We start from the raw sequence: 13,177 nt of genomic DNA on the forward strand, positions 1-13,177 counted from the left end.
CCCCATGCTCCATGTCAGATCGCTGGCGTTCAATTTCGCCTTCTACGTCAATCTGATCGTCCAGATGATCCTCTGGACCCCTTATTATTTCCTGTCGCCCCGCCACCGCGCCTGGTTCGTGCCGAAATTCTGGTCACGCACCTGCATGTGGCTCTATGACAAGATCGCCGGCACCAAAAGCTACATCACCGGGCAGGAAAACCTGCCGGAGGGGTCCTTCATCCTGGCCCCCAAGCACCAGTCGTTCTGGGATGCAATCGCCTTCTTCCCCTTTCTCAAGGACCCGCTCTACATCCTCAAGCGCGAGCTGACCTGGATCCCGTTCTTCGGCTGGTACATCATGAAGATGCGCATGATCCCGGTCGATCGCGGCAGCCGCTCAAAAGCCTTGAAGGCAGTGGTCGCGGCGACCAAGGAAGAGATGGCGCGCAACCCGCGCCAGCTGATCATCTATCCCGAGGGCACGCGCCGGGCGCCGGGCGACGAGCCGGCCTACAAATACGGCATCGTCGAAATCTACGCGCAGTTGGGCGTGCCAGTGGTGCCTGTGGCCCATGTCGCCGGCCTCTATTGGCCGCGCCGCAAATTCCTGCGTTATCCCGGCACCATCAAGGCGCGTTTTCTGCCGCCGATCCCACCGGGCCTCGGCAAGGACGAGTTCATGGCGAGGCTGATCGGCGAGACGGAAGCGGCTTGCGACCAGCTCCTCATCGAGGCATCGCGCGCCCCCAACCCGCCCGCCTTCCCGCCGACGGCGTTGAAGCGGCTGCGGGAGCTCGGCGCGAAGGCCTGAACGCCTCCAGCCAGGCGATCAGCCGTAGACGGCCAGCAGCGTGGTCAGCACCAGCGTCGCGGCAAAGATCAGATTGATGATCCGCGAAGCGATAGGCCTGCGCAGGAAGCGCGCGAACGCCGCACCGGCAAGCAGCCACACGGCATGGATGACAACGATCATCGCCGCCAGAACCGCCAGCTTCAGCCATAGGCCGAGTTCCGCGCCGTCCTGGCTCGACGAGGCGCCGGCGAACACGGCGGCGATCGCCACATAGGCTTTCGGGTTGGCGACAGCCAGCAGGAACCCGGCCAGCCAGGTCGGGCGCGCAGCGTCGGCCGTGCGCGCCGCCCGCGGCGGCGCCGTGGCGATCCTGAACGCGAGATAGAGGATATAGGCTGCCGAGGCGACAACCAGCACCGGCGCCAGCTTCGGCATCGAGCCAAGCACCGCCATGATCCCGGTCGCCACGACCAGCAGCACGGCGACCGTGCCGAGAACGATCCCCAACGTGTAGCGCACAGAATCGCGCAGACCGAAGGCGGCGCCAACAGCGGTGACGCTTATCGTTGCCGGCCCTGGACTGCCCATGACCACCGTGGCGGCCAGCACCAGGGCGAGCAGAGGCCGCCAAAGCTGCGGCTGCGAAAGAAGCGGCTCGGTCATCGCACCCTCTGTCTTGCCAATGGCGAAGGACGCTATGGCAAGACGGGAGCGTGGTCTTGGACGTTCGTGCGTGGGGCGGCCGAAGCCTCAGTCGCTCGCTTTGTCGAGCTCGGCCATGTCGTCGGCGGTCAATTTCAACGACGCCGCCTTGATCAGGCTGTCCATCTGGCTGGGCTTGGTGGCGCTGGCGATCGGTGCCGTGACACCTGGCCGCGCGATCGCCCAGGCAAGAGCGACTTCCGCCTGTTTCGCCGAATGCTTGGCGGATATGGCATCCAGAGCGGCCAGAATGCGCATGCCGCGCGCATTGAGATAACTGCCGACGCCCCCGCCGCGTTCGCTTTGGCCGAGATCGGCCTCGCTGCGGTATTTGCCGCTCAGGAAACCCTTGGCCAGGCTGAAATAGGTGATGACGCCGATATCCTCGGCCACGCACAGATCGCGCAACGGCCCATCGAAGGAGGAGCGGTCGTAGAGATTGTATTCCGGCTGCAGCACCTCATAGCGCGGCAAGCTGCGCAGGCTCGCCACATCGAGCGCGGCGCGCAATTGGCCGGCGTCAAGGTTCGAGCAGCCGATATGGCGGACCTTGCCCTTGGCAAGCAGCTTCTCATAGGCGCCAAGCGTCTCCTCATAGGGCGTGGCCGGGTCCGGCCAGTGCGACAGATAGAGGTCGATGACATCGGTCCGCAGTCGCTTCAGCGAGGCCTCGACGGCCTTTTCGATATAGGCGGCGGAGAGGTCCTTGTGCCCCTGCCCCATATCCGAGCCGACCTTGGTGATCACCACGACCTTGTCCCGGTTGCCACGGTCCTTCATCCAGTTGCCGATGATGGTTTCCGATTCGCCGCCCGTGTTGCCGGGCACCCAGCGTGAATAGGCGTCGGCCGTATCGATGGCGTTCAGTCCGCCCGCGACGAAGCGGTCGAGCAGGTCGAAGGAGGTTTTCTCGTCGGCGGTCCAGCCGAAGACGTTGCCGCCCAGAACCAGCGGCGCGATGGAAAGGTCGGTGCGACCGAGACGGCGTTTCTGCAAGATGGTTCTCCGTGATGATTGGGTTGGGGCGCATGCCCCCCGCTGGCTGGGTTCGGAGCCTAAGCTAGGTCGTCCCGCGTCGAGGTCAAAGGCCTGACCGCCTATTTGAGCAGAGCCAGTGCTTCACGATGGCGCTATCCCCCGTGCCACATCCTCCAGCCAGTGGTCGCGGATACCCAGTGCCTCCAGATGCTTCAGCGTGCTGAGCACATAATCCTCGTTGTTGCCGGATTGGCCGGCGGCGCCGCGCACCACCGCCGCCGCATGCGCGGCATCCAGCGCGCCGGCATATTGCTCATGCTTGCGGTCGACGATGTAGGCGACCGCTTCGACCGTGCCGCCGCCGTCGAGGCGGACCTTGAGCGTGCGCTCGAGATAGACGCTGGTGACGAGTTCGCGCTCACGCAGATAGGCGATCACCTCGTCGCGTAATTGTCCAGGCACGCGGAAAGCCAGGCCGACGCAGGAGCCGCCATGGTCGAGGCCAAGCACCAGCCCGGGCCGCTCACGCGTGCCACGGTGCACGAAGGAATAGACACACAGCGAGCGGCGATAGCCGTGCAAATGGGCGCGCCGCGTCTCGACATGTGCGAAACCCGGCCGCCAGATCAGCGAACCGTAGCCAAACACCCAAAAATCGCCCATATCGCCGTGCCTGATTGCAAAAAGAATGGCCACACCGCACCGGAATCCGGTGTTTTTCCGTCCGTCCCCGGCTACCTATTCGTCAATGTCTACCAAGTGTTGTCGGAATCGAAGGTCCGTCCACCAACACCGTGGGTTAATGAGAGCCAAAGCATGACGTCAAGTGACGAACGCCAACCAAAGTCCCGCCGCGGCCTGTTCTGGCTTGCGGCGTTCATCGTTGTGCTGTTCGCCATCTACAGCGGCGGCTGGTTCTATCTGGCCAACAGGGTCAGGACCGAGGCCGACAAGGCGGTCACCACGCTCAACAAGAGCGGCATCGAAGCCGGCTGCGCCAATCTCCAGGTCAGCGGCTATCCCCTGAGCTTTACCGTCTCTTGCGACAATCTGGCGTATGAGGACGATGCCAAGAACATCGCGGCCTCGGCCGGCTCCTTCAATGCCGTCGCCCAAATCATCCAGCCCTTGTCGCCGGTCGCCGATCTGCGCGGTCCGCTCAGGACCTCCGTCCCCGGCATGGTGCCGCTGTGGATCGACTGGGACAATCTGCAGGCAAAGGTCAAACTGTCATGGCCGCTGCCGCAGCGCATCGCGCTGCAAGCGGAAGGCCTGTCGGGCCAGACCGATCCAGCCGACGACACCGATCCGGTGGAACTGTTCAGCGCCGGCAGGGCGGCCGGCCAGCTGCAGCCGAACGGTCAGGACGTCGATTATGTCGGCAGCTTCACCGATCTGGAAATCGACCCGGATGCGATCGGCGGCCGCGTGCTGCCGGCGCTCGATGCCAGCGGCGACGCCACGCTGAAGAATGGCGTCGCGCTGATCGGAACGCAGGTGAAGAGCCTTCGCGGCCAAAGGGTCGAGATCCGCAACCTCGATTTGTCGTCAGGCACGGCGCGAGTCACTGTTTCCGGGCCGCTGTCGGTCGACGCCGAAGGCCTGGTCGACGCAGATCTGATGATCAGGATCAAGGATCCGAAGGCCGTGGCGGCCATTCTGGCCGGTGCCATACCCGAGCAGAAGAATGCGATCGAACAGGGTTTTGCCGCGCTTGCCATGCTCGGCAGCGAACCGTCGATGCCGCTGAAAGTGGTCAAGGGCAAGGCCTCGCTCGGCTTCATCCCGCTCGGCAAGATCAAGCCGGTGCAATAGCGCGCCATGCCGGGACCCCCGAGGCTCCTCAGTGTCGGCGCGCTGACGCTGGACACCATCCTGCGTGTCGAGACGCTGCCCACGCATCAGGGAAAGTTCATCGCCGCCGATGGCGTGCAGATCGCCTCGGGCATGGCCACCAGCGCTGCCTGCGCCGCGCATCGGCTGGGCGCCGAGGTGTCGCTGTGGGCGAGCGCCGGCGACGATCCGGTCGGCGATCAGCTGATCGCCGGGATCGAGGCCGAGGGTTTCGACTGCAGCTATGTCCGCCGCGTCAGCGGCGCCCGCTCGGCATTAGCCTCGATCCTGGTCGACGCGCATGGCGAGCGCATCATCGTGCCTTTCTATGACAGCCTGGCCCAGGCCGACCCCGGGGCATTGCCTTTCGCCGACATCACGGCATTCGATGCCGTGCTGGTGGACGTGCGGTGGCCCGGTGCAGCGACACTTGCCCTCGAGGCGGCGCGCGCGGCCGGTCGGCCGGCAATCCTCGATGCCGATACGGCGCCGCTGGCGGTGCTGGAGCAGCTGTTGCCGCTGGCCTCGCACATCGTCGCCTCGGAGCCCGCCGTCCGCATCATCTGCGGCCAGGCGCTGGATCTGGCGAGCGCTTGCACCGAAATGGCTTCCCGCACCGATGCGTTCGTCGCCGTCACCGGCGGCGCGGCAGGCACCTGGTGGTTCGATCGCGCGGCGGGATTATCCCGCCATGTCGCGGCGCCAAGGATCAAGGCGGTCGACACGCTCGCCGCCGGAGACGTCTTTCACGGCGCCTTTGCCGTCGGATTGGCGGAGGCCATGCCGGTCGAGCAGGCCTTGCGCTTTGCAAGTGCCGCCGCCGCGCTCAAATGCCTGCGCTTTGGCGGCAGGCTCGGCGCGCCGGATCGGGCCGAGACGCTGGCCATGGTCACGGCGACCTGGCCCGAAACAGCCTAGTTCTTCGACGGATGCTCCACCGCCTGGCGGCCGAAATCGGGCACGTCGATATCCTGGCCAGCCTCGATGATCGAGCGGCGCACGGCGCGGGTGCGGGTGAACAGGTCGAACAATTTATCGCCATCGCCCCAGCGGATCGCCCGCTGTAGGAACGCCAGATCTTCCGAGAACCGCGCCAGCATTTCCAGGATCGCATCCTTGTTGTGCAGGCAGACGTCCCGCCACATGGTCGGGTCGGAGGCGGCCAGACGCGTGAAGTCGCGAAAGCCGGAGGCCGAATATTTGATGACTTCCGTCTTGGTCACCGATTCCAGATCGTCGGCGGTGCCGACGATGTTGTAGGCGATGATGTGCGGCAGATGCGAGACGATGGCCAGCGTCATGTCGTGATGCTGGGGATCCATCGTGTCGATGTTGGCGCCGCAACGGCGCCAGAATTCCGACAGCCTTTCGAGCGCGTCCGGATCGGTGCCCGGTAGCGGCGTGAAGATGCACCAGCGATTGTCGAACAGATCGGCGAAACCGGCATCCGGTCCGGATTTTTCCGTGCCCGCCAGCGGATGGCCGGGAATGAAATGAACGCCATCGGGCACATGCGGCTGCATCTGCGCGATGACCGAGGCCTTGGTCGAGCCGACATCGGTGAGGATGGCGCCCTTCTTCAGCGCCGGCGCGATCTCCTCAGCCACCGCGCCGGACGAGCCGACCGGCACCGAGACGATGACCAGGTCGGCATCGCGGACCGCTTCCTTCGCATCCGTCGTGTAGGAATCGCCCAGCCCAAGTTCCTCCGCCCGCTTCAGCGTCGCGGCACTGCGGGTCGAGATGGCAACGTGGCCGGCAAGGCCCTCGCGTCGGATGACGCGGGCCAGCGACGAGCCGATCAGGCCGATGCCGACCAGCGCGATCTTTTCAAACATCGGTGATGTCATGGTGTTCCTGCTTTTCGGGCGTTCTAGCTTTTCAGGAATGTCGTGAGCGCGGCGACAACGCCGCGATTGGCCTCTTCCGTGCCGACGGTCATGCGCAGCGCGTTGGGGAAGCCGTAGCCGGAAACGCGCCGCAATATATACCCACGCGCGGTCAGATAGTCGTCCGCCGCGGCCGCCGAATGCTTCTGATCGTCGGGAAAGTGAATGAGCAGGAAATTGCCGACGCTGGGCGTCACCCGCAGCCCGAGCCCGGTCATCTCCTGGCTCAGCCAGGTCAGCCAGGTCTCGTTATGCGCCACGCTGCGCTCGACATGGGCGCGGTCGCGGATTGCCGCGATGCCGGCCTCGATCGCCGTCGCATTGACGTTGAAGGGACCGCGGACGCGATTGATGGCGTCGACGATGTGCATGGGCGCATACATCCAGCCGATCCGCGCGCCACCGAGGCCGATCTTGGAGAAGGTGCGGGTCATGACCACATTCTCGGCGCTGCCAACCAGTTCGATGCCGGCCTCATAGTCGTTGCGGCGGACATATTCGGCGTAGGCCGCGTCGAGCACCAGCAGCACATGTTTGGGCAGGCCGGCATGCAGGCGGCGCACCTCCTGGAACGGCACATAGGTGCCGGTCGGATTGTTGGGATTGGCAAGGAACACGATCTTCGTGCGCGGCGTGACGGCCGCCAGTATCGCATCGATGTCGGCCCGCTCATCGGTCTCCTTGACCGCGATCGGCGCAGCCCCGGCCGACTGGATGTAGATCTTGTAGACCATGAAGGCGTGTTCGGTGAAAATCGCCTCGTCGCCGGGCGCCAGATAGGTCTGCGCCAGCAGGCCGAGGATCTCGTCTGAGCCGTTGGAGCAGATGATGTTCTGCGCGTTGAGGCCATGCACTTCCGCGATCGCCTCGCGCAGCCGTCTGGCGGTGCCGTCGGGATAGATGTCGAGCCTGGCGGCGACTTCACGCGCGGCCTCGATCGCCTTCGGTGACGGGCCAAGCGGGTTCTCGTTGGACGACAGCTTGTAGACCTTGGCGACACCGGCGGGTGCGGCGCTCTTGCCCGGCACATAGGCGTCAATGTCCATGATGCCCGCGCGCGGGGTTGGACGTGCCTGATCCGGTGTCTGGTTCATTTTTGCAAAATCCGTCGAAAATGCCTCGCTCCGGAGGCCGCAGCGGAAATACAAGCCGTGGCCGATAATGTCGAGGGGTGGCAGTGGTGCCAGCAGCGGCCCAGATGTCGGCCCGGATGTCGGCATTGACGGCAGGGCGGGCGAGTTCTAGAAGGGCAGCAACAGTTCCGTGGTGATTTGGCCGGTCGGCTTGCAGCCACGTTAAACAATTCGCTAAAGGGCCGTTTGCGTGACGTAACCGGCTTTGCGAATGGCAATGCCGGTTTTTTATTGTCCGCGGCCGGCCGGACGGACGCATCGGCGGCGATTTTTCGCCCGATATGATGCAATAGGTGAGACGAGAATGGCCGCTCTGCGCGCAGGAAAGACCAACAACGAGGCCGACCAGCCGTCGAGCCCGGTGTTGCGCTTCGGGGCGGACAAGCCGCTCAAGCTCGACGCCGGCACGCTGCTGTCGCCGTTCCAGATCGCCTACCAGACCTACGGCACGCTGAACGATGCCCGCTCCAATGCCATCCTCGTCTGCCATGCGCTGACCGGCGACCAGCATGTCGCCAGCACCAATCCGGTGACCGGCAAGCCGGGCTGGTGGGAAGTGCTGATCGGCCCCGGCAGGATCATCGACACCAACCGTTTCTTCGTCATCTGCTCCAACGTCATCGGCGGCTGCCTGGGCTCCACCGGGCCAGCTTCCACCAACCCCGCCACCGGCAAGCCCTATGGGCTTGACCTGCCCGTCATCACTATCCGCGACATGGTGCGGGCGCAGCAGATGCTGATCGACCATTTCGGCATCGAGAAACTGTTCTGCGTGCTCGGCGGCTCGATGGGCGGCATGCAGGTGCTGGAATGGGCGTCGAGCTATCCCGAGCGCGTCTTTTCGGCGCTGCCGATCGCCACCGGCGCGCGCCATTCCTCACAGAACATTGCCTTCCACGAGGTCGGCCGGCAGGCCGTCATGGCCGATCCGGACTGGCATGGCGGCAAATATTTCGAACACGGCAAGCGCCCGGAAAAAGGCCTGGCGGTGGCGCGCATGGCCGCCCACATCACCTATCTCTCCGAAGCCGCCCTGCATCGAAAATTCGGCCGCAACTTGCAGGACCGCGAAGCGCTGACGTTCGGCTTCGACGCCGATTTTCAGATCGAAAGCTATCTGCGCCACCAGGGCATGACTTTCGTCGACCGCTTCGACGCCAATTCCTATCTCTACATGACGCGGTCGATGGACTATTTCGACCTCGCCGCCGATCATGGCGGGCGGCTGGCGGATGCCTTTGCCGGCACCAAGACCCGCTTCTGCCTGGTGTCATTCACATCGGACTGGCTGTTTCCGACCGAAGAAAGCCGCTCGATCGTGCACGCGCTCAACGCCGCCGGCGCGTCCGTGTCCTTCGTCGAGATCGAGACCGACCGTGGCCACGATGCCTTCCTGCTCGACGAGCCGGAACTGTTCGCCGCCATCAACGGCTTCATCGGCTCCGCGGCGCGGGCGAGAGGGCTAAGCGCATGACCCCGGAAAGTTGCAGCCTTTCAGGATCGGGATCATGCGCCGCAAAGGAGACGACATCATGAGCGTCAACGGCAGCCAGCGCGTCGACCTCGAGGTCGTCGCCAATCTGATCCCACCGCAGTCCCGCGTGCTCGATGTTGGTTCGGGCGACGGCTCGCTGCTTGAATTGCTGCAGGACACCAAGCAGGTCGACGGCCGCGGACTGGAACTGTCGCAGCGCGGCGTCAACGAATGCGTGGCGCGCGGCCTCTCCGTCATCCAGGGCGATGCCGACAAGGATCTCGAATTCTATCCCGACAAGGGCTTTGACTTCGTCGTCCTGTCGCAGACCTTGCAGGCGACGCGCAACCCGAAGCTGGTGCTCGACGAATTGCTCCGCATCGGCAACCGGGCGATCGTCTCCTTCCCCAATTTCGGCCATTGGCGGGTACGTCTGTCGCTGTTCGTCAAGGGCCGCATGCCGGTGACGCAGGACCTGCCCTATTCCTGGTACGACACCCCCAATATCCACTTCTGCACCATCCGCGACTTCGTCAACCTGTGCGACGAGCTTGGCGCGACGGTGGAAAAGGCGACCGCGCTCGACGCCGCCGGCCAGAAGATCGGCCTGTCCATGCCCTGGTGGTTCTGGAACTTCTTTGGCCAGCAGGCGGTGTTTCTGCTGAAACGGAGCTGACGTTACGGCGCGTATTCGACCAGCTGGTGGTTCTCGTCCGCAAGCTCCTCATCGATGATTGAAGCAATCGTTGCCCAATCGCCTCCCGCCAGACCCGCGCCAATCCTGGGATAGCCGATCCTCCGGCCGGCGAATCCAGCCTTGACCGCCTTCATGACACTGCGGATGGCGCCATAGTCAGCCTTCACGCCCTGGCCCTGCCAATGGAACTGGGTGTAGCCATTGATGACGTGGAAATTTCGATCTTCGCGCCGGATCTCGGCAACCGAGATAGTACCCAGCTTGGAGCGGTCGCCTTTCACGGTCGCGATATCCGCGGCGTAGGCCTCTGGAAACCGCTGCTTGATGGAAAGGGCAATGCCCTTGCCCATCTGGCATTGGCAATTGCAGCCATGCAGGATCGCGTCGAACTCTCCGTCGAGCGCAAGTTGCAACAGATCGCCACGAATCGTCCGCATGGGCAGTTCCATCAGCCAAGCACATCGGTAGCCTTGTGCGGATGCTCGATGCCGTCAACGATGATTACGTCGGAGTCCGAATTATCGGTGCGCAGTGAAAGGATCGCCTGATAGGCGGGCGAAGCATACCACTCGCGCACATGCTGGCGGTCAGGAAATTCGATGACGATGAGGTTGCCCGGCCAGTCGTTCTCGATCACCTCCACATCGCCGCCATGGACCAGGAAACGGCCGCCGAAAGGCTCCAGCGTGGCATCGATCCTGTGCAGATACTCGACGATCTGCGGACCCATCGTGACTTGGCGCATATGGGCGATGGCGTAAGCGGTCATGACGTAACTCCCTTTGCATCGAGACCGACCAACCGGCCTCGCCAGGGCAATCTGCCGGAACACCTGACACAAAGCGATTACGCCCGAGGTAATGGAATCGGCGCCTTCGACGGCCGGCGACAGGCGCTCTTGCGCATTTTCACCGGTCGAGTTCCGGAAAATACGGATCCGAAAGGAACCGCCTGTCGCGTTCGCCTTGCAGGCAGTCGATCGGCGCATCCGCGTCGACGGGGATGATCCTGGCCTTGTCCTGAATACCGCTCACTTCGAGGATCAGCTTGCGCCGGATGGCGGTGGAAAATTCGGCAGCCGAGTGGATGGGCAGCACGAAAGAGCCGGGTCCGCCGGTCACGCACTGCGCATAGTACTGGTCGAGATGCTTGAAGGTGGGCGATGGATTGATCAGGATCGGCAGGCCGTTGATGACGATGCCTTTTGCGGTTGCCGCATCGCGCGTCGCGGTGACCGGCGGCCCGATATTGTTGGGGCCATCGCCCGATATATCGATGACGCTGCGCTCACTGGCGAAATTCGTCCTGCCGAACAGCCCTGTGCCGAAGGCAATTGCCGTGGAAATCGAGGTGCCGCGAAAACTCCGGAACGGGCGCGCCGCCACCTTGTCGGCAAAGCTGTTGGCGCTTTGCGCGCCATCGATGATCTGCCAGTCGATGACCGCGTCGTCGCGCACCGTGCCGGCCCATTCGAAATAGGCAATCGCGATGCGGCCGGTATTGCCGGACCGGACGGCGTGGATGAAGTCGGGATGGCGCAGCGCCTCGACATAGCCGGCGCGTTGCAGGGCGAATTCCTTCTCGTCCATCGACAGGGATATATCGACCGCCAACACCAATTCGACGTCGACAGCCAGCGCACCCGATGGCGAGGCAACGGGCGTTGGCTGGACACAGGCAAGACAGGCAAGCAGGCGCAGAGCATCAAGCATCGCCACCGCCAAGTTTTGTTTCTCGGGGAAATCTTCCTTCGCGATCGCGGCGAAATAAAGCTTGCAGCGAGAGTGCGGGAAACGGCCCTACTTCTTGCGGCGGACCGCGACCGGCGGCGGATCGATGGCGCCGGCCCTGACGTGGGCGGGCTTCAGCGCTGGCGCACCGGAATCCTTGACGATCGTCAGGCCGCGTGGAAAGAACTGAATATTGTGCTGCCCGCGCCCGATGTTGATGATCGTGGCGCCCTTCAGATGCTTTTCCAGCATCGCCAGAACACGCCGCAGCGAGGGGCCGTCGAACGCATCCATGGCTTCGTCGATGATCACCCATTTCGGCTGCCGCAAGGCGAGCCTGGCCACGCCCAGCAAGCGCTGTTCGTCATCGCCCAGTTCATGGTCCCAGCGCCCGACGCGGTCGAGCGAGAACGACAGCCGTTCCAGGCCAACCTCGGCCAGCACCGCCGCAATGTCGGCGTCACTCGCGGGCGCATGCCCGTTGGCGTGATTGAGCACGTCGCGCAACGTGCCGGCCGGCAAATACGGCACGCGTGGCACGAAGATGAGGGGTTCTCCGGCCGGCAGGCCGATTTTTCCCCTGCCCCAGGGCCACAGCCCGGCAATGGCGCGGAAGAACAGCGTCTTGCCGGCGCCGGGTTCGCCGGTGATCATCACGCGATCGCCGGCGCGGATCTCGACATGCTGCTCGGAGAGTTTTGTGCAGCCCTCCGGCGAGGCCACCTGGAGCTTCTCGAACGTCAGGCTGCCATTGGCGTTCTGATCGAAGGTGATGCGCCTTTCGGTGTCGTGCAGCACATCGGTTTCATCGAGCGCGATGCGGAAGTCGGCGACACGCATCAGCGTGGCCCGCCAATCGGCGATGCTGCCGATATTGTTGATGAACCAGCGCAACGAGGAATGGACCTGGTTGAAGGCGCCGACCGCCATCATCAGCCCGCCAAAGCTGATATCGCCCGAGAAATAGACGGGCGAGGCAACCAGGATCGGCGCCACGACGGTGATCCAGCCATAGGTATCGGTCACCCAGGACAGGTTGATCTGCGCGGTATAGATGCGCCGCATGGCGCCGAGCACCGTGCCGAGGTCGAGTTCGAGCCGCTGCCTGGCGTCGGCCTCGCCATGGTACAGCGCGATGGCATCGACATTCTCGTTGACGCGCACCATCGAGGAGCGCAGCTCCGCCTCTCGTGTGTAGCGGTCGCTGTTCAGCTTGATGAGCGGCCGGCCGACCAGCCAGCTCAGCCAGGAGGCGGTGCCGGCATAGAGGAACGCCGCCCAGACCATGTAACCCGGTATGGCCAGCGACCAGCCGTTGATGTGGAAGACGAAGCCCGAAGACAGTTCCCACAGCACGCCGACGAAGGACACGAGCAGGATGAGCGACTGCAGGAGCCCGACGCCGAGATCGGTCGACAGGTCGGACAGATGCGCCGCATCCTGCTGCATGCGCTGGTCGGGATTGACGCCGATGGCGCCGGCATTGGCCAGCCGGAAGGCGCGTGCCGGCCGCATCCACTGGTCGATCAGGTCGAGCGTCAGCGCCTCGCGCAGCTTCAGCCGGATCATCTGGTTGAGCCAGGTCTGGCCGATATTGAGCACCAGCAGCCCGCCGGCGATCATCGCAAAGACAAGGAGCTGGTGCACGAAGGCCGCCATGTCGCGGCGTGCCAGCGCATCGTAGAAGGGCTGGTTCCAGCGGTTGAGCAGAACCTGGCCGATCGAGGTCGCGATGATGACGGCCATGATGCCGACCGACGTCCACAGCAGCCATTTGCGAACCGGCGACACCACCAGCGCCCGCCTGATCGTCGCAACCTGATCACGCAGGCTGCTGGCCTCGACGGCGACCGGCTGAACGGTGGCCTGATTGTCAAGTTGATCAGCCATGTCAGAGGTCCTTGCGTTCAGGTGCGATGCTGAAACCGGATGATGACGGCATCCGCATATCAGGCGGGTCGCGGGT

General features: G+C 64.0%; 14 protein-coding genes and 1 riboswitch. Of the genes, 5 read left to right on the plus strand and 9 right to left on the minus strand.

What is annotated here, in order from left to right; genetic code table 11:
• Window positions 1-4 precede the first annotated feature (4 nt).
• Window positions 5-793, plus strand: coding sequence for a 1-acyl-sn-glycerol-3-phosphate acyltransferase (locus FJV80_RS12425; RefSeq protein WP_142876505.1), 789 nt, complete (start codon window positions 5-7; stop codon window positions 791-793).
• A gap of 18 nt (window positions 794-811) precedes the next feature.
• Here FJV80_RS12425 and FJV80_RS12430 read toward each other — a convergent pair whose 3' ends face one another.
• From FJV80_RS12430 to FJV80_RS12440, 3 genes are all read right to left on the minus strand, one after another.
• Window positions 812-1,438 carry a LysE family translocator gene (locus FJV80_RS12430; protein ID WP_142876506.1) on the minus strand — a complete coding sequence of 209 codons (627 nt, stop codon included), beginning with the start codon at window positions 1,436-1,438 and terminating at the stop codon, window positions 812-814.
• Window positions 1,439-1,525: 87 nt separating this feature from the next.
• Window positions 1,526-2,473 (minus strand): aldo/keto reductase, encoded by a 948-nt coding sequence (locus tag FJV80_RS12435; RefSeq protein WP_142876507.1) that lies wholly within the window; start codon window positions 2,471-2,473, stop codon window positions 1,526-1,528.
• Window positions 2,474-2,596: 123 nt separating this feature from the next.
• Entirely contained in the window at window positions 2,597-3,118 is a 522-nt protein-coding gene (locus FJV80_RS12440) for a gamma-glutamylcyclotransferase (protein ID WP_095772257.1), read from the minus strand.
• Window positions 3,119-3,271: 153 nt separating this feature from the next.
• On the opposite strand from FJV80_RS12440, the gene FJV80_RS12445 reads away from it, so the two are divergent.
• Window positions 3,272-4,270, plus strand: a complete 999-nt coding sequence (locus FJV80_RS12445) for a DUF2125 domain-containing protein (protein WP_142876508.1) — start codon at window positions 3,272-3,274, stop codon at window positions 4,268-4,270.
• Window positions 4,271-4,276: 6 nt separating this feature from the next.
• Window positions 4,277-5,206, plus strand: a complete 930-nt coding sequence (locus tag FJV80_RS12450; RefSeq protein WP_142876509.1) for a sugar kinase — start codon at window positions 4,277-4,279, stop codon at window positions 5,204-5,206.
• Here the strand turns inward: FJV80_RS12450 and FJV80_RS12455 are convergent.
• Together FJV80_RS12455 and hisC are read right to left on the minus strand one after the other, a co-directional pair.
• Window positions 5,203-6,138, minus strand: a complete 936-nt coding sequence (locus FJV80_RS12455) for a prephenate/arogenate dehydrogenase family protein (RefSeq protein ID WP_185975196.1) — start codon at window positions 6,136-6,138, stop codon at window positions 5,203-5,205. The two genes, FJV80_RS12450 and FJV80_RS12455, sit on opposite strands and share 4 nt — an antisense overlap.
• A gap of 23 nt (window positions 6,139-6,161) precedes the next feature.
• Window positions 6,162-7,271, minus strand: a complete 1,110-nt coding sequence (gene hisC / locus FJV80_RS12460) for a histidinol-phosphate transaminase (RefSeq protein WP_095772367.1) — start codon at window positions 7,269-7,271, stop codon at window positions 6,162-6,164.
• 159 nt (window positions 7,272-7,430) lie between these two features.
• A riboswitch (SAM riboswitch) is annotated at window positions 7,431-7,508 on the plus strand.
• Between the two features lie 106 nt (window positions 7,509-7,614).
• Here hisC and FJV80_RS12465 point away from each other — a divergent pair.
• Complete coding sequence (locus FJV80_RS12465) at window positions 7,615-8,784, plus strand: homoserine O-acetyltransferase (protein ID WP_095772253.1); 1,170 nt, start codon at window positions 7,615-7,617, stop codon at window positions 8,782-8,784.
• Between the two features lie 58 nt (window positions 8,785-8,842).
• Window positions 8,843-9,460 (plus strand): methionine biosynthesis protein MetW, encoded by a 618-nt coding sequence (metW, locus tag FJV80_RS12470; RefSeq protein ID WP_095788041.1) that lies wholly within the window; start codon window positions 8,843-8,845, stop codon window positions 9,458-9,460.
• A 2-nt stretch (window positions 9,461-9,462) separates the two neighbouring features.
• On the opposite strand, the gene FJV80_RS12475 is transcribed toward metW, so the two are convergent.
• The 4 genes from FJV80_RS12475 to FJV80_RS12490 all read right to left on the minus strand — a co-directional run bounded on the left by FJV80_RS12475 (window position 9,463) and on the right by FJV80_RS12490 (window position 13,101).
• Window positions 9,463-9,930, minus strand: a complete 468-nt coding sequence (locus FJV80_RS12475; protein ID WP_095793218.1) for a macro domain-containing protein — start codon at window positions 9,928-9,930, stop codon at window positions 9,463-9,465.
• Window positions 9,930-10,250 carry a DUF1330 domain-containing protein gene (locus FJV80_RS12480; RefSeq protein ID WP_142876510.1) on the minus strand — a complete coding sequence of 107 codons (321 nt, stop codon included), beginning with the start codon at window positions 10,248-10,250 and terminating at the stop codon, window positions 9,930-9,932. The genes FJV80_RS12475 and FJV80_RS12480 overlap by 1 nt, the downstream gene beginning before the upstream one ends.
• Window positions 10,251-10,389: 139 nt before the next feature.
• Window positions 10,390-11,193, minus strand: coding sequence for a DUF1194 domain-containing protein (locus tag FJV80_RS12485; protein ID WP_142876511.1), 804 nt, complete (start codon window positions 11,191-11,193; stop codon window positions 10,390-10,392).
• Window positions 11,194-11,280: 87 nt separating this feature from the next.
• Complete coding sequence (locus tag FJV80_RS12490) at window positions 11,281-13,101, minus strand: ABC transporter ATP-binding protein/permease (protein WP_142876512.1); 1,821 nt, start codon at window positions 13,099-13,101, stop codon at window positions 11,281-11,283.
• Between the last annotated feature and the right edge of the window lie 76 nt (window positions 13,102-13,177).

Source organism: Mesorhizobium sp. WSM4310, from assembly GCF_007003935.1.
Lineage (GTDB): Bacteria > Pseudomonadota > Alphaproteobacteria > Rhizobiales > Rhizobiaceae > Mesorhizobium.

Excerpts from the sequence above, each read along its gene's own strand:
- FJV80_RS12425 (WP_142876505.1), top strand. The coding sequence starts at position 5 with ATGCTCCATGTCAGATCGCTGGCGTTCAATTTCGCCTTCTACGTCAAT.
- FJV80_RS12430 (WP_142876506.1), bottom strand. The coding sequence starts at position 1,438 with ATGACCGAGCCGCTTCTTTCGCAGCCGCAGCTTTGGCGGCCTCTGCTC.
- FJV80_RS12440 (WP_095772257.1), bottom strand. The coding sequence starts at position 3,118 with ATGGGCGATTTTTGGGTGTTTGGCTACGGTTCGCTGATCTGGCGGCCG.
- FJV80_RS12445 (WP_142876508.1), top strand. The coding sequence starts at position 3,272 with ATGACGTCAAGTGACGAACGCCAACCAAAGTCCCGCCGCGGCCTGTTC.
- FJV80_RS12450 (WP_142876509.1), top strand. The coding sequence starts at position 4,277 with ATGCCGGGACCCCCGAGGCTCCTCAGTGTCGGCGCGCTGACGCTGGAC.
- FJV80_RS12455 (WP_185975196.1), bottom strand. The coding sequence starts at position 6,138 with ATGACATCACCGATGTTTGAAAAGATCGCGCTGGTCGGCATCGGCCTG.
- hisC (WP_095772367.1), bottom strand. The coding sequence starts at position 7,271 with ATGAACCAGACACCGGATCAGGCACGTCCAACCCCGCGCGCGGGCATC.
- FJV80_RS12465 (WP_095772253.1), top strand. The coding sequence starts at position 7,615 with ATGGCCGCTCTGCGCGCAGGAAAGACCAACAACGAGGCCGACCAGCCG.
- metW (WP_095788041.1), top strand. The coding sequence starts at position 8,843 with ATGAGCGTCAACGGCAGCCAGCGCGTCGACCTCGAGGTCGTCGCCAAT.
- FJV80_RS12475 (WP_095793218.1), bottom strand. The coding sequence starts at position 9,930 with ATGGAACTGCCCATGCGGACGATTCGTGGCGATCTGTTGCAACTTGCG.
- FJV80_RS12480 (WP_142876510.1), bottom strand. The coding sequence starts at position 10,250 with ATGACCGCTTACGCCATCGCCCATATGCGCCAAGTCACGATGGGTCCG.
- FJV80_RS12485 (WP_142876511.1), bottom strand. The coding sequence starts at position 11,193 with ATGCTTGATGCTCTGCGCCTGCTTGCCTGTCTTGCCTGTGTCCAGCCA.
- FJV80_RS12490 (WP_142876512.1), bottom strand. The coding sequence starts at position 13,101 with ATGGCTGATCAACTTGACAATCAGGCCACCGTTCAGCCGGTCGCCGTC.